Origin of the sequence: Microcoleus sp. PH2017_12_PCY_D_A, from assembly GCF_020738565.1 — a bacterium.
Taxonomy (GTDB): domain Bacteria; phylum Cyanobacteriota; class Cyanobacteriia; order Cyanobacteriales; family Microcoleaceae; genus Microcoleus.
This window is the reverse complement of record NZ_JAEQCI010000114.1, coordinates 4,854-22,447: the sequence shown is the minus strand read 5'-3', so window position 1 is coordinate 22,447 and position 17,594 is coordinate 4,854. Positions and strand designations below refer to the sequence as shown.

Sequence of the window (17,594 nt, the reverse complement as noted above, 5' to 3'; positions counted from 1 at the left end):
TCATTACAAAGCGTGTCTATAGCTTCTAAGAATGGTGAATTTATCTCAAAATATACTCACCACTGATGAATAGTGTTCAATAAGATGCGTTCCCCCTGGGGGTTAGGGTGATCGAGGGCCTAATTTACTAAGGTGTGCACTGCGTACCCCGAGGCCTGATTTAAATCAAAAATGTAGTTAAAGTAACAAAAACTTATTAAGCGCTGTTTATGAAAAGTAATTTAACTTTTGATAAGTAGATTAATCGTGATAAAAATTTAACAATTGTAACTAAAGGAACATTTTTTAGCTGACAGAGCTAATACCGTAGAAAGATGTCATTTTAGGCGGAAAGGGGGAGCATGAGGTTGTAGTTATAAGACAAGGGAAACCAGAAAAATGAATCCTTCATTCAACTGGATTTCCGCGCGATCGCCTTTAACTCAAGTTTGAGCCGAGAAGAGCAACGATGATTTTTGCTTATACCTCGGTCGCACTTGTTTTATAGTCTTTCACAGGCCTACTTGCAGAACCCAAATCTGCTTAAACGACTGCTGCTACCTCAGTAATTGGTAATCGGTGAAAATCTCATCCGTCCCTGTTACCTGTTAGATATTCCGAGCAGCGGCGCTAGGATGGCTCTAAAAGTTTAATTTGGGATGTTCGCGAATTACCGTTACTGTAAAAACTCTGGAGTGTTAAAAATGCTAAAACAAATGTGTTGGTTGCCCAGATTGGGAGGCAATGGAGAAAAGATATTGCACTTGCGTACCGAAGTGCGTCAAGCGTGGCGGCCTTATACAGCTTTTCCGCAGTTCGCTGCCTCCGACTACCGGGAACCGGACGGTTCTAAGGGATGGGCAACTTTTCAGAAGCTGATAACTCAAGGGTGGAATTTAGTCTCGACTGAAGATGGGCAGCAGTCGTTCTTTGACCAACAAAAAAGTGCTTAAAAAGACAGAAACCGCAGCAAAAAAAGAAGAGGTAAAATCCTCTTCTTTTTATTAGTGTCTTGGACGAGGTATCAGGGTTTTTTTAACCCTGAGCTTCTGTCCGATCGATTACCATAACAAAAAGGTTCGTAGTGCGGACTTAAGTCCGCTCTCATGTTGCGGACTTAAGTCCGCACTACAAACGTTTTCGATCATCGCCCTTTCTATGCTGCCGTTGCTACCCTATCCAGCACCGGCTGGCGAGTTTTCAAATTAAACCGATATCCGTGGGGGAGGATGTGCAACTTCGCCCCGCAAATCGCCAAAGCCTCATCCTTCAACAGTCCCTCCATATTGTCGTGGAGTTTTTCCGACTCGTCGATGACAGTTACAGCGCCTTCGCCAATGACTTCAAACTCGTCACCGCTGACTAAAATAGCTGTATTTTCGTCAATCCCAAATCCCAACACGGCTGGTTGCAGCAAGAGTGCAGCAACTAAACGCCCCAGACGGCCTCGCTGGGCGAAATGCTGGTCGATGACAACTCCCGGCAGGAAACCCATTCCCGGGCCCATTGCTACCACATCAACGCGAGGATTTGTCTCGGAGTCTCCTTCAATAATCATCATGTCTGGCATCATCGCCGCGCCGGCACTGGTGCCACCAATAATCGCCCCTTCTGAGTAGCGTTTGTGCATAGCTGCGTCGAGTTTGGTATCTTTCAAGCAGCTAATAATCCGCGCTTGTTCTCCGCCGGTAAAGAATATGCCACTCGCTTGTTCGATCGCTTCTAAATAATCTGAATTGTCAGCATCTGCGGGTTTCTGGGTGTCAACAACTCGCACGTCTTCAGCCCCGAGGCGCTCAAACACTCTGATGTAATTATCTCCGACTTCTCCCGGGAGGCTGGTAGCAGCCGTCATCACTACAATGCGGGCTTTAGTGCCTCCGGCGCACCGCAAGAATTCCCGCAGAATTTTGCAATCCCCGTCTTTGTCTTCGGCGCCGCCAATAATTAGCAACTTTCCCTGATTTTCGCTGCCAGCCATAGGATCTGCACTCTTAATTGATTGTATTTCAATAAAACATAACATTTTTGTTTCCTAACACTGCCAAAAGGTAGAGATTGATACAGAAAGTTTTATTACTTTTATCTTTCCTAGACCCACAAAACTTAAGGATTCCGGGGTTTTTTTACTCGGACCCCGGGCTGTAACGATGTTTTTGGTAAAAAAAACGAACCCCTCCTCACACCATGGAGGAGGGGTCAAAAAATGAGTTTACATTACAGGAATTACCCGCGACGGGTCATCAACCGGATTTCTGACTGGAGACTTCACCCATAAACCTTTTATTTTTCGTATCAACCGGGTCGATCGCAACTTATAGATTAGCCCGATCGCGAGTTTAGTGCGAGCGAGCGATCAAATTGCTCAATACTGTACGCGCCCGTTCCAAAGGCAGGTGTCGCGGTTTGCCGTTCCAGACAATCTGATATTCGTTGCTGTGTTGACCGTCACCGTACCCAGAAATCAGCTTCAGGTGAAATGCTTCCTCAGCTAATTGATGAACTTGATCCCTGAGAGCAGTTTGTGCGATTTTCATAATTTGCTGCCTCTTAAATCCTCTTTCCCAGTCATAGCCAATTTTAATTTGCCCTGTACCTCTCAAAAGTTATAGCTTTTTTTTATTAGTGATTAATAATTTAGTGATTAGTAATTTAGTCATCAGTCATTAGTATTGGTAATGAAGAATTGGTAATTGGGAATTGGTAATTGGGCAATTCTCCCCCTCTACTTCTGTGCTTCTGGCTCTCTGGCTCTCTCCCTTTCTCTTCCCCTCTGGCTCTCTGGCTCTGCAATATAGCTGCGATCGCACCCGATGAGGTATGCCAGATTCTGCGAATGTCAGGATTTGCGCGCGCAAGCGTCTGTACCTCCAAAAACGCGATCGAGCCTATATGCGCGATCGATTACCCATTACCCATTACCCATTACCCATTAGCGGACATACCTCATCTGTCTGAGACTCTACAATATCTATGCCTGCAGGTAGTATCCCATGCACCGACAAGAGAGTTACTGTCAAAAGTTAGCTAAAAGGAGGTTAGAAAATGCTGCAAGAAAAAAGCACCGAGACAGGCCGCGTCAATGCTAGAAAAACCGATGTTTTTGATGTTTTCAACTTCAAACACTATATGGGGCCAAACCCTTATTTAGAAACAGCGGCTTTAGTTTTCGATTTTGCGGTGCCGGATGCGACGGAACCTCGGGCGATCGCACATTACAATGAAATTATCGGCGATCGCTACCCGCAACTGCTGCACGAAACCTTCACCAACCACGCCCAACTGTTCGGCCGCACCGCCTCAGAAGTAGCCAAACTCGACATGGGTTTGCACTTCCAACGCTGGAACGTCAAACCGTTTTCTCACTTTAGCAGAATCAGCATAGAAGCAATTCACGCCCGCAGCGCCAGAGCCGTAGTTTACGCTGTTTGGGATTGGTTTGAAGCCATCAATCAAAACCAAGATTTCCTCTTGGAAGCACAAATCGGCGCGCTGCAAAATATGTTCCGGCAGTCTGTTTACGGAGGCCCGACAGTTTATTCATTAATGCGATCGGCATCCCAAAAAGGCATTCCCGCATTTTATTTGTGGGATGAAGGATTGATGCAATAGGGTTACGGTAAAAAACTGGTGCGCGGCTCTGCCACAACCTTTGATTCCGACAGCCATTTAGACTCGGATTTTACCACGCGCAAAGACGATTGTAAAGCTTTTCTCGCTACCTTAGGATTTCCAGTTACCAAAGGCGATATTGTCTCCACAGAAAACGGAGCTCTGGGAGTTGCTAGAGAAATTGGCTACCCAGTTGCTGTTAAACCAGTAGTCGGTCATAAAGGAATTGGCGTCACCGCAGATGTGCGAGATGCAGAGGAATTGCAGGCGGCTTTTAAAAGAGCAGTTAAGGCAATTCCCGAAACAGAATCGGTGCGAGTTATTGTGGAAAACAGTATCAAAGGAGCAGATTTTAGGCTGCTGTGCGTTGACGGCAAGTTTGTTTCTGCAACTGAACGCCGGCCCGCTTGGGTAACAGGGGACGGCGACTCAACTATTCGGGAATTGATCCGCCGCGAAAACCGCAAACCAGAACGTTTGGACACGCCAACTTCGGCGATGAGCAAAATTCAGTCCGACGAAGCGATGGAAATGTACCTGGAACAACAAGGGCTGTCATTGGAGAGTGTCCTGGAGCGCGATCGCACTGTTTTTCTGCGTAAAGTCGCCAATCTTTCCGCAGGCGGCGTCAGCATCGACGCTACCCGCACCATTCACCCGGATAACATTGTTTTAGCTCAAGATATCGCCCTGCATTTTCGGTTAACTTGTTTGGGGATTGATGTCGTCACAGAAACTCTCGCCAAATCTTGGAAAACAGGGAATTTTGGGATTATCGAAATCAATGCGGCGCCGGGAATTTTTATGCACCTCAACCCGGCTGTCGGAGAAGGGGTTGATGTGCCTTCGCATATTATCGAAACCTTCTTTGAATCGGGAAAATCAGCCAGAATTCCGATTATTACTTTCAACCGAATTTCGGTGCACGAACTGCAAGAAACAATCGACCACATTCTCTTGCAGCATCCCGATTGGACGATCGGTGCTGTTTGTCGCTCTGGACTTTTTGTCAACCGTTCGGAAAAGGTTTTGAATAAAAATTACAATCTTAATGTGCAAACTTTGCTGCGGAATCCCAAGCTCGATTTGTTGATTGCTGAATATCGCGAAGATGTTTTGGAAGCTGAGGGAATGTTTTATCGGGGCAGCAATATGGTGGTGCTGGACAATCCCGGGGAAACTGAGATGATTTTGCTCAGGGAAAGCACTGATGAGGATACTGTTGTGGTGCGGGAAGGCAGTAGTATTTCTATTCGCCGCCAGGGTTTGATCGAACAGTACAGTCTGGAGGATGGGGAACCGTTTACGCGGGTTTATTTGAAGGAAATCGGGACGGTTTTGTAAGCTGCGAATTGCTACTTGGATAAGGTGTGCATTTCGCACCAGAAAGTTAACACTTATAGCCTTTCAAGCGAAAGATTCGCGGACGACTGGGCATAGGGCATGGGGCATGGGCCAAACCGGGCATGGGACACGCAAGCATACCTCACTTTTTTGAGAACCGCTATAAGTGCGAATTGCTACCTAAGTAAGGTGAATTAAATAATTTACACTCGCCGATTGTGGGATGGGCGTCCCGCCCGTCTATAAGGGACGGGCGAGACGCCCATCCCACAATAACAATAAAGATTGTAAGTTATTTAATTCTCATTCCTAAGCGGCGCATCGCGCACCTTGTCGTTAGCAAACCAATATTTTCTTGTCGTAGAAACCGACTTTATGAAGATAAATTCATATTTGTGGGATTTTAAGTTTTGACACAATCTTGTTTCTGGGCTGTGGCTCGTGTTATCAAGGAAATTCAGAAGTAGCTAAACGAATCGCACTCCGGTGCCAGAAGCTGTGAGAACATGAATGTTGCGAGCAATTGGTTTAATTCAGTAACGAAAAATTTACAGTCATACCGCCCCTACCTTCCGGCAGCGCTGACTCTTTGCACCGGTACGGGCTTGTCATTGATAGCGGCGGCTGTTGTTTGGCATTGGGAAAACCAGCGCATGGAAGCTGAATTTCATCAGCAAGCCGATCGCCTGAATGCGGCATTGCAGCAAAGTATCAACAAAAACTTAGATTTTCTGTACTCAATTCAAGCATTCTACAGCGCATCTACTGAAGTTAGCAGACAAGATTTTAAGCAGTTCGTTCAACCTGCACTTGCCAGAAATTCTGCTATCCGTTCTGTAAACTGGGTTCTGCGCGTCCCGGCTGCAGACAAAGCAGCTTACGAAGAGGCAATTCGAGCCGAAGGTTTTCCGGCATTTCAAATTTACGAGCGAGATGCTGACAAAAAGCCTGTACCAGTAAAAGTGCGATCGGAATATTTTCCTGTCACCTACAGAGAAGCCCTAGAAGCAGATATAAAAGCACTCGGTTTCGATCTGGCTTCCAATCCCGATCGCAAAGCAGCTTTAGAGAAGTCGGTGAATACGAGAAAAATAGCTGCTTCGGGGAAGATTAAATTAGTCAGCAACGATCGATTGGGATTGCAACTATTTCTGCCAGTAGCGGGCCGCACAAGTTCTCCAGATAACTCGGCCAACAGTCGCGAAAACATCAGGGGAGTGATTTCGGGTGTGTTTCAGATTACTAATATGGTCAATTTCTATTTAGAATCGCTAAATTTAGACCACATAAATTTTTACCTCTATGACAATTCCGCTACAGCCAAAGAACGCTTTCTGGTGCGCTACGACTCGCAAACCAAGCAGTTGATAGATAACCCACAACTAGAACAGCCGGAGTTAACTAATCTCCGGGAACCTATCTGTGAAAATCATAGTGCTTGCACTCGCACATTTAACGTAGCAGACCGCCAGTGGATGCTGCTAGTTTTGCCGGCAAAGGGGTACAATGGTTTGAGCGCCCATGAGGGTTCGCTGGCAATTGGCGCGATCGGGCTTTTGATGACGGGCAGCTTGACGATTTACCTGTTGATGTCTCTAGAACGTACAGCCAAGGTAGAACAGCAAGTGCGCGATCGTACAATTCAACTAAAAGAGCGCACCGCTGAACTAGAAACGGCACTGAAAAATTTGCAGCAAGCTCAATTCAAACTAATCCAAACTGAAAAAATGTCCAGCTTGGGGCAGTTGGTGGCTGGAGTAGCCCACGAAATTAACAATCCAGTCTGCTTCATTTCTGGCAATCTGAGCCATGCAGGCGAATATACTCAAAACTTACTGGAACTTGTCGAAATATACCAGCAACAATATCCGAACCCAACGCCAGAAGTGCAAGCGAAACTCAAAGATATCGATTTGGATTTTATCAGTGAAGACTTGCCTAAAATCCTAAAATCCATGAATGCAGGAGCCGATCGCATCCGCCAAATCGTGCTTTTTCTGCGGAATTTCTCGCGCTTGGACGAAGCAGAAATGAAGTCTGTGAACATCCACGAAGGCATTGACAGCACCTTGATGATTTTGGAGAGTCGGCTGAAAGCTAACGGGGATTTCCCCGGCATTAAAATCATTAAAGAATACGGATCTTTGCCCTTGGTGGAGTGCTGGGCAGGACAATTAAATCAGGTATTTATGAATGTTTTAAGCAATGCTATTGATGTTTTTTCTGACGAGAATAAGAAAGATTTAACTAGGAAATATCCCTCAGATTCGGGATTTTTACCTGCGATTCGGATTCGCACTGAACTTTTAAGTTATAATTGTGTATGCGTGCGAATCGCTGACAATGGAGCGGGCATGACGGAGAATGTCAAAAAACATTTGTTTGAGCCGTTTTTTACTACCAAGCCTGTAGGTAAAGGTACTGGATTGGGATTGTCGATCGGCTATCAAATAGTGGAAAAACATCAAGGCTCGCTCCGGTGCGTATCGGCTCCGGGAGAGGGAACTGAATTCTGGATTGAGGTGCCAGTGAGGCAACAGCCCGAGCCATCAGTTGCTAATATTTCATCTGCGGTAAATGTCAGTCGATTTTAGATTTTAGATTTGGGAATGACTTGCTGTGTAATGGTTGAAATATCCTCTACAGTTGCCGGATTTGTGAGAATTGAGATTGATAGTAATTAGTTAAGGATCCGGAATTAAATAATACCAATTTTAATTTTTATTGTGGGATGGGCGTCCCGCCCGTAAAGAAGGGACGGGCGGGACGCCCATCCCACAATCTTGTGTAAATTATTTAATTTTTATAGCTCAAAAAAATGCCAGAAATTCAATTTTATCAAAAGAGTTTTTAGGAGTGGCAACCAGAGAAATCGATTGATATCATGTTTGGTAGATTGGGATAACAAAAACGGTTTGTAGTGCGGACTTTAGTCCGCTCAATATTGCGGACTAAAGTCCGCACTACGAACCAATCTTATTGCGATCGATCCACCGGGTATGATATGACATATATAACGCAATACGGTTCACTTAAGATCGATCCCCCCTAACCCCCCTTAATAAGGGGGGGATAAGAAAGCTCTGAAAGTCCCCCGACAATCAGGGGGATGCGAGGGGGATCTCCGGGGCATAAATAGTCTTAAGTAAACCGTATTGATATATAACGAGCATTTTAGTTGCACCTGTGTGAAATATGCTCTCTGCACGCACGGCGAACCCTACATTTAGCAGTCAACTGTCCAGAGTTAGATTTATTGGCAAGCGCGTCTTAATTTACATTGAAATATTACCGAAAACAAATATCTGGTATTTTACCCGCCGCGACAATTTATAATTGTAGTAAGGTCAGATTACCAATTACTAATTACGATGTCTTTACAATTTATTAGCATTCCGCCAACCACCGATCGCAAACCTGCCGCTTTAATTGTCGCTTTGCACGGATGGGGTGCTAATGCTCGGGATTTGACAGCCTTAGCACCGGCTTTCAATTTGCCGGATTATCAGTTTGTGTTTCCCGATGGCCCGTTTCCCCATCCCCAGGTAACGGGCGGCAAAGCGTGGTATGACTTAGCAAACAAAGATGCTCGGGGATTGGTAGAAAGCCGGCAATTGCTGAGGGAATTGTTGCTGTCTTTGGAAAGCAGCACGGGCGTACCTTTGTCTCGCACGATTTTAGGCGGCTTTTCTCAAGGCGGAGCGATGACTCTGGATGTGGGTTTGACTTTGCCCCTAGCGGGTTTAATTTGCCTGAGCGGTTATTTGCACTCGTCGATTTCGCCCGTTGCTGGGAGTGCTTTGCCACCTGTTTTAATCGTCCACGGTACTCAAGATTCTATTGTGCCCGTTAGTGCTGCGGTGCGATCGCGCGAGAGTTTTACGGCTTGGGGAGCACCTGTGCAGTATCGAGAATTTAACATGGGACACGAGATTCTGCCGGAAGTTGTAGATGTAATGCGAAGTTTTGTTGTAGAAACTGTGTCTAAATCCGATTAAAGGCTTAGGATATAGTATGGCGGAAGTCTCGGGCAGGGTAAAAAAATGAAAACTTTAACCAAAGCATCGCGCGATATTGCTGTACTTACTTCTCAGGACGTGGCAGAACTGGCTGTCCGTTTGGAAGTTGACGATTATACAGATCCTTTTGAGGGATTGAATGATTGGCATTTGTTGCGATCGCTTGCCTTTCAGCGGCCGGAGATGGTTGAACCTTATCTCCACCTTCTGGATATGGAAGCCTACGACGAAGCATAGGCTTAAAAATCTAGCTCAAAGTTTCGACGGGATTGAGGAAGAAGTTAGCAGCATATTTTGTTGCGGATTGAACAGATGAGTTATGGATTTTTGTCTATTTTCATCTCAACTTCTTTCTTGATTCTTTTTTATGAGAACATGAAACAAGGTTTGTAGTGAGGACTTTAGTCCTTTCTTAGATGCGGACTAAAGTCCTGACTACAAACCAATTTTATCGGGTTTGTAGTGAGGACTTTAGTCCTTTCTTAGATGCGGACTAAAGTCCTGACTACAAACCAATTTTATAAGCCAAATAATATTATAAGTAAGTTTTGTTTTATCTAAAATATAAAATCCTATGGTGAAAGGCAGACGAGTTTTAATCGGCGTTAGTGGCGGGATTGCCGCTTACAAAGTTTGCGAAGTAGTTTCAACTTTAGCAAAGGCTGGAGCTGAAGTTCAAGTGATTCTTACTGATGCCGCCGGGGAGTTTGTCACGCCTTTGACTTTTGCTACTCTTTCCCGCCATCCTGCTTTTACAGATAAGGATTTTTGGCAAGCAGATCGCGGCCGCCCGCTGCACATTCTACTCGGAGAATGGGCGGAAGTTTTTGTAATTGCTCCCCTGACTGCTAATACTTTGGCTAAGCTGGCGGGGGGTTTTGCTGATAATTTGCTGACTAATACTGTGTTAGCTTCTACTTGCCCAATTTTGCTGGCGCCGGCGATGAATACTGATATGTGGGAACAGCCTGCGGTGCAGCGGAATTGGCGCGAAGTGTTGACTTATCGGCGCTATCATGCGGCGAATCCGGGGGCGGGAATGCTGGCGTGCGATCGCGCGGGTGTCGGTAGAATGGCAGAACCTGGTGAGATTTTGCCTCATATTGAGTCGCTGTTGTATAGTAAGGGCGATCGAGATTTAGCGGGTAAGCGGGTGTTAATCAGCGCCGGAGGAACCCGAGAACACCTCGATCCGGTGCGGTTTATCGGCAATCCTTCCACGGGCAAAATGGGCATAGCTTTGGCGCAAGCTGCACTGCACCGCGGCGCGACTGTGACGCTGGTACACAGCATAACTGGGGAATTGCCGCTGTCTGGTGTACGGGCGATCGCAATTACCAGCGCCGAAGAAATGCGGCAGGCGATGCTAGAATGCTTTCACGATGCGGATTTGACGGTGATGGCGGCGGCGGTTGCGGATGTCAAACCAGTCGATCGCAGTAATGAGAAATTGCCGAAGCGATCGCTCCCCAATGCTTTACCGTTAGCACCGGTAGTCGATATTGTGGCAGAGTTGGGCAAATTGAAACAGTCGCATCAAAAACTCATCGGCTTTGCAGCACAAACTGGGGATATTGTCAAGCCTGCGGTGGAGAAATTGCGGGCTAAGCAACTGGATGCGATCGCGGCAAACCCGATCGATCGAATAGGTGCAGGTTTCGGCAGCAATACCAATCAAGCAATATTCATTAATGCCGCCGGAAAGCAAGTAGAAATAGCACCTTGCAGCAAATTAGAAATGGCTCACCGATTGTTAGATTTTGTAATGGAAGGATCGGGTTCGTAGTGAGGACTTTAGTCCTTCTTGACTAAACGCAAATAGAAAGGACTGAAGTCCTCACTACGAACCTAATAAAGTTGTTATAAATTTGCTGGTTTCGGGCATAATTCTGATTCCACAAAAGTCGTTGATTCCGACTCAGCCGGCAACTCAATATTTGCGATCGTAATTTCTAGTTTAAATCCTAACGCTTCGAGCAATTCCACTAAACTGTAAATTTCCGAACCTGCGCTTTCAGTCAGCATCTTATCGAGTTTTTCGTGATGTTCTTTTGCTGAATCCGAAAGAGCATTCATCCTGATTTTAGCCTCAATGACATTTCTGATGGCATTTCTCAGGAGTGCGGGTTCAGGGTCTTTTTCTTCCAAGATAGCCCCGATGTAACCAGCAGCTTCTTCCGGCTCTTTGAGAGATTCAATTAGGTACTCGCGGTAGCTATCACTTGTCGGTGCTTTCACGTCTTTCATAATCTTTCCAGTATACTATAGCTTGTCGAATGTCCTGTTCTTGAGTGCTTTTATCTCCGGCTACTAGGATGACCACTACTGTCAACCCAACTTGTCCGAAGTAAAGGCGGTAGCCCGGGCCATAATTAATTCTGAGTTCAAAAACCCCTTCTCCGACTGACTTGATATCCCCAAAATTGCCTTGTTGAACTCGGTCAAGCCTAGACTTGATTCTAACTCTGACATTCCGATCGCGCACGGAATCAAGCCACTCCCCGAATGGAACTTTGCCGTCTGGTGTCTTGTAACGTCGAATTTCCCTGGGTTGTACTTCCACAATTTTATCCTAATTCTTTGCCAATTTCTATAATAAGGCTGTGAAGCCTAGCTATCCCGTAGGAATCGCCGCCGCATCCCAAAAGCAAATCATACTTCAGACAGAGGCATTCGATCGCCTTTCAGGTAAACCTTGTGCAGGAAACTTTAATTAAAACAGGGAATTGTAAATGAACCTTAAATCGATCGCAAAAACCAATCTACTACTCAGCAGCCTGATAATGAGCCTCGGATTGCAAACACTTCCAGCCGCAGCGCAAGCAGTCAGCGACGCGCAAGTTTCCGCCCTCGTAGAAGCGCTGCGACAAGCCGCGCCGCCGCAAGCCGCAAATGACGGAATGTACAGTCAGTGGCAAATTTTGCCAGGGAATATTTCCCGCTGGGCAAAATTTTGTACCAAACAAGATTTAACACCGCAACAATTTGAAGCCGACGCCACAAAAGCCAAAACAATTGTTACTTGTATCGTCGGTGATTTGCTGCGCGACGAATACAAAGCTAGCGGTAACAATGAAACAGCGGCTATCCGTCGTGCTGCTTGCTGGTGGATGACAGGAGACTCCGCAGCTTGCAAAACTGGTGCAACAGCTACTTTTGCAGATAAAGTTGTCAGCGTTTACCAGCAGCAGCGGCCGAAAAAGTAAGGTTTGTGCTGCGGGATTTAGATTTTTTTGACCGCAGATAGGGGCAGATAAACGCAGATGAATTGCGATTTTTAGCAGAGGTGCAACCAATCCCATCGAGCCATCGGATGTAGGTTTTGGGTTGTGTAGCTTTCGGGCAAGTTAGAAATATGGGTTGCCTTCTGCTAAAAAGCAAGCTATAATAAGTAATGTACGACCAAACTGTTCGATAGAGCAGTGTAGGCCGCGCCAATTTTTTTCATGTTTCGTTCGCAAGAACAAAAAGAGAACCCAACAACAGGGTTCTCTTTTAATTTATGGATGAGTAACTTTTCCTTTGATTTTAGCTTTCAATCTTGAAGCAATTTCTGGTTTGATTGTTAATTTTAGCTCTTGGTTTTGCGCTGATGAACAGATAATGGCAATTGGATATCAAATTCAATTACCCTATAAACGCCAAAGATTCTTGAGAACATTAATCAGCTCTTTCTGTCGTCGAGCGATTACTTCTGCCGTCCATTCCTGTTCCCGCAGCACTTGAGTAGTAAGTACAAAGGGTGAAACACCTGTTTTAGTGGTGAAATACTTCTGCTTTTTCACATCAAAATCATAATTTTGTGCCTGACTGTTTTTCCCAGAAGATAGCAAAACTAAGTTGCCAAGACGATGCACATATTGATCTCGCTCTTGCTGACTAGGAAACCACTTCATCCACTCACTATTAGCGCCGGGATTTTGGGGAAGTACGTGTTCGACAGTAATATTGGAGAAGTTGTAAGATGCTTCACCTTCTGACAGAGCAGCATCTAAGCGTAACAAGACATAACGACGAATTTTTTTAATTAGGTAAAGGTCACTATCGAGGACTTTAAGGATATTGTTGGACTCTTCAGGAGTAAACTGGAGCGGTGAATTGGAATTGAATAAGTCTTCCTCTCGTTCAATAGCAGTTAGCAATCGGCTGTAACGTTCAATGCGCTCATTGATATTGGAGCGGACAATCATTAAGCCTGCGGCTAGACGGTCTAAGTCAGTAAAAAAAAGTACCAAATTATCGGGGTTATTATGATTGCGCGATAGGTAGAAAATGGCAGGCGGTATCCAGTCAAAATTATCAATATTGTCTAAAAATTTAAACAGTTGATTTATTTCTTCTGCACGCCAAACACTTTCATACCTTAAGTTCATAATTTCTGAAAAAGCATTAGCATAAGGAGCTAAAATTTCATCAATAAATTGCTGAGGCTCAGCCGCAGGATTGATATTTTCCTGAAAATCTTTAAGGACACTCTTGTTTAGTTTTTTCTTTTCCTTAATCATGCGAATATGAGAAAACAGGTCTTTGAATAACTCGCGTCCCAGCTCCTCCTCGGTATCCTCCCACTTTTTAGTATATTTTTCTTGTTGCCCTTCGGGTATTTTTCCGATAATGTCAGCTTTCAAGATATCAGTTACAGAAAGATCTAATCCCCTATTATTCAACACAGAGAATATCCGATATGCAGAATCAAAGTCCGGCGTAGAAACCACTACTAAGAAGCACTGAGTAATGATGAACTGGGCCAGGCGTATACAGCACTGTTCGCCTATTGCATGGAGACGTTGCAAGAATAAATGTGCATTTTCTTTAATCAGCTTCTGACTATCCATCAGCTCAGCACTGTTCAATTCTTTGAGCTTGTTAATACCACCTTCATTTTGAATATATGCCTTGAAAAAGTCTGCATCTCGCTCGCGCAAAGTCAGACGGTAACGATTAGGAGTGCCCGCAATTAAGCTGCCTTTTTGGTATAGAAAAGTGGTCAAATCATTGGCGTGTTCTGTTGGCAATGATGCCCTGAGAGCAGCTAGTAGTATGGTGAGGGTGGTTAGACGTTGCTGACCATCTACAATTTCAGCGGCTGGCTGCTCCGATTTGATCAAAACAATGCTGCCTAGAAAGTAGGGGTTGAGTTCATCAATCGTCTCGTTACCATCTCCCAAGAATGTTAGCAGGTCTTCCAGCAGTTCCCCAGCTTCCTCCGTTGTCCAAGCATAGGGACGCTGGTAGAGGGGAATGAGGAACACAAAGTCGTCGCTAAAGATTTTCCTAATTGGGTGTTCCTCGCCCTTGATACTGACACGATTCATGCTTTATTCCTGTGGTAGATGTGGTTGGTAATTGCTTTCCGAAAGTCAATGTTACCTGTTACTATAATACCATGCTCAAGCTTGGAAACGCTAACTCTCAACTTAGCCTGTGCAGGCTGGTTTCATTCATCCCGCCGCAGGTTTCAATCTGCGGCTGAATCACCCATTTTCTGCCTGACTTCTCATCAACTTTTGCACGCTGGCCAAAGCCCGATTTAATTCGTAACTCTTTCTTTCCGAATTCAGCAAAAAAGCCTGCTGTTCTTCTTCAATCATTAACACATCCTGCCGCACCAAACCATCTAATAACTTTTGAGCCGCACCGAAACAACTATCTTTGATAAATTTGCGAAACCACACAGGCAATTTGTGCAGCCGCCAAAACGCATTTAATGAGGTAAAATGAATTAAATAAGCGCGAGTTGCTGTCTCGCTTACCGGACAAACCAAGCAGTAAATTTTAAAGTCGCTTCCCAAAGTAGAAACCCAGTTCGGGTAAACGTAACTCACATCTAGCGGTTCCGGGTGCAGCTTCCGCAGAGATTTAAAAAACAACTGGGAAATTGACCAGATTTTATCTATTTTGTAGTAACTTTGTGCCTGATAGCGGGCAGTTACTTGATGCTCGTCTTCTGCTAAAGTATCTAATACGGGATTTGCCCAAGCTTGCCAATCATCGTGCAAGTGTCCGTGGTACATATCCATCAAGTTTTCAATTAAAAATGAATAGTGTGCCTGACAATCGATAACTGAAACAGTGGCAATATAATTGAGATCTTCCCACTCGGGCAAATCTAATAAATCTATTTTTTCTGATTGGGTTGCGTCACCGGGAAACAGCCAGATAAAACCGTTTTTTTCTTTGACTGGATAGGAGCGAATTTTGCAGTTAGGTAGCTTTTGATTTTCGGCTAAATAATCGACTTCGACGCATTCTCCCCTTGCATTTAACCGCCATCCGTGGTAAGCGCATTCGATTAAATCGCCTTTAACTTTGCCGTGGCTGAGTTTAACTTGTCGGTGCGGGCACCTATCTTCTAAGGCGTTGATTTTGCCTGTACTGTCGCGGAAAAGTGCGATCGCCCGATTCCACAAGATCACAGGTAGCGGCTGACTCTGTACCTCTGTGCTGCGGGCGACTGCATACCATTTCTCCAAATTAATGCCCAACTCGCGGATGTGAGTTTTTTGTCCCCTTGCAGATACCGATTTTATCCCGTTATTTTGCATTACAAATTTTCCCAAATTACGCCCATTGAACAACCCAATCTTACAAAATAACAGCCGGGGAAGCAACGACCGTAAATTTTTTTAAATCTCCCTTCTGACAAATACCTGTCGCTAGCTAAATGCTTCAACCAGCTTGGCGACAATCTAAATTTCAACAATCTTGAAGCATCGCGAAATCCGTATTTAGAACAAGTGGGAATAAAATCTCTGATTGCACCTATGATGTAGCCGATGGTAGCAGGTGTTTCGACTTCCGAGACCTTATCTAAAAAGACAATTTTACCCTGCCGCTTTAACAAGTTTTTAATGGTCAAAAGGGCGACGGGTAGGTTGGGTATGTGGTGAAAAGTGGCGGCACTAACTATTAAATCAAATTTGCGATCGAGGGCTAAGTGACTGACATCCATTTGGATGTATTCGATATTGGGGGCTGAGCGTTTTTGACTAGCAATAGCAAGCATTTTTGCTGATAAATCTACCGCCACTACACCCTCGTAATACTTAGCTAATTCCCAAGCCAGAATGCCAGATCCGCAGCCAATATCTAATGCTGTACCTTTGCTGGAAGACAGATTATTAATAAAAAAATCGTTCTGGCTTTCCAAGGTGGCAGCGAAATCGTATTCTGTTGCAAAATCATCAAATGTTACAGATTTATTGGGAATTTTCCAGTTACTCTTCAGCATCTATTCTTGCTTTATACTCATTCAACATTTTACCCGCAGATGCACCCAACGCGACGCCGATGTTTTTTTGTTCCCAAGCTCTGACTTTTCTCCTCAGCGAAACCACACCCACAAACCGTAACTCATCTGAATTGCTAGTAATATTACCAACAAACTCAGGAGAGCGATCGCTCCTAATCCTCCAAAAACAGCTAAAATTAGTGCCACAACAGCCGCAGCTAGCTTTAAGGCAGGACTCCATATCGGGTGAGCGGGTTCGTCCTCATCTCGGCGCAAAGTGGTTTCCAGTAGAGAAATCACAGCTAAAGAAATCGCCAAAGAACCACAAATTAAGCACCGCACGTTCAAAGGCAGCACTGTTGCTGTCGAGGCGATCGCATTGTTGATTCCCGCCGCTGTTGCCGTCACCGACATTACCAACGGCATATGCAAATATCCCCAAGCAAATACCCAACCAGTCGCAGGTTTTGGAGGCCTGCGAGCGACAAAATCAAAGTATATCCACCAGATACCGAAAGTGAGAGTCATTCCCAGAATTCCAGTGATGCCGTCGATGAGAGAAAGGTGTTCTTTGCCGGCCAATCCTTGAACTACGCTGACTACGGCTTCTCCCAAAACTATAATCATAAATAGTCCGTATCTTTCGGGAAGTCGGGAACTGCTAAATTTGGGCAGTTTTGCTTGGTGTTTGAGGGTAAATATCGGGGTATTGACATCAATAAATAAGCCGATCGCCCACAAGATAAAACCTGTGGGCGCAGGTACAAAAACGGATAAAATAAAAAAGGCGATCGAAATGCTAGAACCAATGACAAACCGTTTCGCAGTCGGGCGGAAACTCGGTGCGTGATAGCCTGCCCGCCACCAGAGAAAAGTTACAATCGATCGCGCAAATACGTAAGACAGGGCAAAACCCACAGAGGTTTCTCCTAAACCGTGGTGGGAAAATACCGCCAATCCCGCTACAGCCAAAATTAGGAGAAACGTAAACAATCGATTTTCAATTCCTTCTGTCTCAAACCGCTCATTATAGTAAGTTGCACCGATCCAAATCCACCACGCTGGCAAGAATAGCAAGATGTATTTGCCCGCGCCTACCCAAGAAACATCGACAGCCAAATTGTGCGATAATTCGGCAATAATAACTACGAATATTAGGTCAAAGAAGAGTTCCAGCCAGCTAACTTTTCGGTGCAATTGCTGTTCTTCGTCGGTGCGTATTTGCGGTTTTTGCCACCAGATTCTTTTAGCCATAAAACAATATTTTTTGTGCTAATCTAACTCGAAATAAAATAAAAATGTTCGTAGTAAGGACTTTAGTCCTTCTTCTCCTGAGGACTAAAGTCCTCACTACCAACCAGTTTTTGTTAAGGTTCGCAGTCAGGACTTTAGTCCTTCTTCTCCTGAGG

16 protein-coding genes are annotated in these 17,594 nt (G+C 45.0%); 8 read left to right on the top strand and 8 right to left on the bottom strand.

The window, feature by feature from the left end; genetic code table 11:
• Nucleotides 1-683: 683 nt before the first annotated feature.
• Nucleotides 684-932, top strand: a complete 249-nt coding sequence (locus JGK39_RS26905; protein ID WP_293259829.1) for a hypothetical protein — start codon at nucleotides 684-686, stop codon at nucleotides 930-932.
• Nucleotides 933-1,135: 203 nt separating this feature from the next.
• Here JGK39_RS26905 and JGK39_RS26900 read toward each other — a convergent pair whose 3' ends face one another.
• Complete coding sequence (locus JGK39_RS26900; protein WP_293259826.1) at nucleotides 1,136-1,960, bottom strand: cyanophycinase; 825 nt, start codon at nucleotides 1,958-1,960, stop codon at nucleotides 1,136-1,138.
• 358 nt (nucleotides 1,961-2,318) lie between these two features.
• Nucleotides 2,319-2,516 carry a hypothetical protein gene (locus JGK39_RS26895; RefSeq protein ID WP_293259823.1) on the bottom strand — a complete coding sequence of 66 codons (198 nt, stop codon included), beginning with the start codon at nucleotides 2,514-2,516 and terminating at the stop codon, nucleotides 2,319-2,321.
• A 508-nt stretch (nucleotides 2,517-3,024) separates the two neighbouring features.
• Here JGK39_RS26895 and JGK39_RS26890 point away from each other — a divergent pair.
• The 6 genes from JGK39_RS26890 to coaBC all read left to right on the top strand — a co-directional run bounded on the left by JGK39_RS26890 (nucleotide 3,025) and on the right by coaBC (nucleotide 10,740).
• The gene (locus JGK39_RS26890) at nucleotides 3,025-3,591 is read left to right on the top strand and encodes a hypothetical protein (protein ID WP_293259820.1); all 567 of its coding nucleotides are present in this window, start codon (nucleotides 3,025-3,027) and stop codon (nucleotides 3,589-3,591) included.
• An 18-nt stretch (nucleotides 3,592-3,609) separates the two neighbouring features.
• Nucleotides 3,610-4,935 (top strand): acetate--CoA ligase family protein, encoded by a 1,326-nt coding sequence (locus tag JGK39_RS26885; protein ID WP_293259817.1) that lies wholly within the window; start codon nucleotides 3,610-3,612, stop codon nucleotides 4,933-4,935.
• A gap of 506 nt (nucleotides 4,936-5,441) precedes the next feature.
• Nucleotides 5,442-7,529: a CHASE domain-containing protein gene (locus JGK39_RS26880; RefSeq protein WP_293259814.1), complete on the top strand. Its 2,088-nt coding sequence runs from the start codon at nucleotides 5,442-5,444 to the stop codon at nucleotides 7,527-7,529.
• 777 nt (nucleotides 7,530-8,306) lie between these two features.
• Nucleotides 8,307-8,933 carry an alpha/beta hydrolase gene (locus JGK39_RS26875; RefSeq protein WP_293259811.1) on the top strand — a complete coding sequence of 209 codons (627 nt, stop codon included), beginning with the start codon at nucleotides 8,307-8,309 and terminating at the stop codon, nucleotides 8,931-8,933.
• 45 nt (nucleotides 8,934-8,978) lie between these two features.
• Nucleotides 8,979-9,191, top strand: coding sequence for a DUF2555 domain-containing protein (locus JGK39_RS26870; protein WP_106150386.1), 213 nt, complete (start codon nucleotides 8,979-8,981; stop codon nucleotides 9,189-9,191).
• A 337-nt stretch (nucleotides 9,192-9,528) separates the two neighbouring features.
• A complete protein-coding gene (gene coaBC, locus JGK39_RS26865; protein ID WP_293259808.1) occupies nucleotides 9,529-10,740 on the top strand; it encodes a bifunctional phosphopantothenoylcysteine decarboxylase/phosphopantothenate--cysteine ligase CoaBC in 1,212 nt (403 codons plus the stop codon).
• Nucleotides 10,741-10,814: 74 nt separating this feature from the next.
• On the opposite strand, the gene JGK39_RS26860 is transcribed toward coaBC, so the two are convergent.
• Together JGK39_RS26860 and JGK39_RS26855 are read right to left on the bottom strand one after the other, a co-directional pair.
• On the bottom strand, nucleotides 10,815-11,201 hold the full coding sequence (locus JGK39_RS26860; protein ID WP_293259805.1) for a transcriptional regulator: 387 nt from the start codon (nucleotides 11,199-11,201) through the stop codon (nucleotides 10,815-10,817).
• Nucleotides 11,173-11,517, bottom strand: coding sequence for a type II toxin-antitoxin system RelE/ParE family toxin (locus JGK39_RS26855; protein WP_293259802.1), 345 nt, complete (start codon nucleotides 11,515-11,517; stop codon nucleotides 11,173-11,175). The genes JGK39_RS26860 and JGK39_RS26855 overlap by 29 nt, the downstream gene beginning before the upstream one ends.
• A 169-nt stretch (nucleotides 11,518-11,686) precedes the next feature.
• On the opposite strand from JGK39_RS26855, the gene JGK39_RS26850 reads away from it, so the two are divergent.
• The gene (locus JGK39_RS26850) at nucleotides 11,687-12,160 is read left to right on the top strand and encodes a hypothetical protein (RefSeq protein ID WP_293297940.1); all 474 of its coding nucleotides are present in this window, start codon (nucleotides 11,687-11,689) and stop codon (nucleotides 12,158-12,160) included.
• Nucleotides 12,161-12,586: 426 nt separating this feature from the next.
• Here JGK39_RS26850 and JGK39_RS26845 read toward each other — a convergent pair whose 3' ends face one another.
• From JGK39_RS26845 to JGK39_RS26830, 4 genes are all read right to left on the bottom strand, one after another.
• Nucleotides 12,587-14,269 (bottom strand): DUF262 domain-containing HNH endonuclease family protein, encoded by a 1,683-nt coding sequence (locus tag JGK39_RS26845; RefSeq protein ID WP_293259796.1) that lies wholly within the window; start codon nucleotides 14,267-14,269, stop codon nucleotides 12,587-12,589.
• 159 nt (nucleotides 14,270-14,428) lie between these two features.
• Complete coding sequence (locus tag JGK39_RS26840; protein ID WP_293297937.1) at nucleotides 14,429-15,499, bottom strand: aromatic ring-hydroxylating dioxygenase subunit alpha; 1,071 nt, start codon at nucleotides 15,497-15,499, stop codon at nucleotides 14,429-14,431.
• A complete protein-coding gene (locus JGK39_RS26835; RefSeq protein ID WP_293259790.1) occupies nucleotides 15,499-16,185 on the bottom strand; it encodes a class I SAM-dependent methyltransferase in 687 nt (228 codons plus the stop codon). The genes JGK39_RS26840 and JGK39_RS26835 overlap by 1 nt, the downstream gene beginning before the upstream one ends.
• A gap of 93 nt (nucleotides 16,186-16,278) precedes the next feature.
• The gene (locus tag JGK39_RS26830) at nucleotides 16,279-17,439 is read right to left on the bottom strand and encodes a low temperature requirement protein A (RefSeq protein WP_293297934.1); all 1,161 of its coding nucleotides are present in this window, start codon (nucleotides 17,437-17,439) and stop codon (nucleotides 16,279-16,281) included.
• Between the last annotated feature and the right edge of the window lie 155 nt (nucleotides 17,440-17,594).

Coding starts and splice junctions, on each gene's coding strand:
- JGK39_RS26835 (WP_293259790.1), bottom strand. CDS start 16,185: ATGCTGAAGAGTAACTGGAAAATTCCCAATAAATCTGTAACATTTGAT.
- JGK39_RS26880 (WP_293259814.1), top strand. CDS start 5,442: ATGAATGTTGCGAGCAATTGGTTTAATTCAGTAACGAAAAATTTACAG.
- JGK39_RS26890 (WP_293259820.1), top strand. CDS start 3,025: ATGCTGCAAGAAAAAAGCACCGAGACAGGCCGCGTCAATGCTAGAAAA.
- JGK39_RS26870 (WP_106150386.1), top strand. CDS start 8,979: ATGAAAACTTTAACCAAAGCATCGCGCGATATTGCTGTACTTACTTCT.
- JGK39_RS26895 (WP_293259823.1), bottom strand. CDS start 2,516: ATGAAAATCGCACAAACTGCTCTCAGGGATCAAGTTCATCAATTAGCT.
- coaBC (WP_293259808.1), top strand. CDS start 9,529: ATGGTGAAAGGCAGACGAGTTTTAATCGGCGTTAGTGGCGGGATTGCC.
- JGK39_RS26900 (WP_293259826.1), bottom strand. CDS start 1,960: ATGGCTGGCAGCGAAAATCAGGGAAAGTTGCTAATTATTGGCGGCGCC.
- JGK39_RS26830 (WP_293297934.1), bottom strand. CDS start 17,439: ATGGCTAAAAGAATCTGGTGGCAAAAACCGCAAATACGCACCGACGAA.
- JGK39_RS26860 (WP_293259805.1), bottom strand. CDS start 11,201: ATGAAAGACGTGAAAGCACCGACAAGTGATAGCTACCGCGAGTACCTA.
- JGK39_RS26905 (WP_293259829.1), top strand. CDS start 684: ATGCTAAAACAAATGTGTTGGTTGCCCAGATTGGGAGGCAATGGAGAA.
- JGK39_RS26850 (WP_293297940.1), top strand. CDS start 11,687: ATGAACCTTAAATCGATCGCAAAAACCAATCTACTACTCAGCAGCCTG.
- JGK39_RS26845 (WP_293259796.1), bottom strand. CDS start 14,269: ATGAATCGTGTCAGTATCAAGGGCGAGGAACACCCAATTAGGAAAATC.
- JGK39_RS26840 (WP_293297937.1), bottom strand. CDS start 15,499: ATGCAAAATAACGGGATAAAATCGGTATCTGCAAGGGGACAAAAAACT.
- JGK39_RS26875 (WP_293259811.1), top strand. CDS start 8,307: ATGTCTTTACAATTTATTAGCATTCCGCCAACCACCGATCGCAAACCT.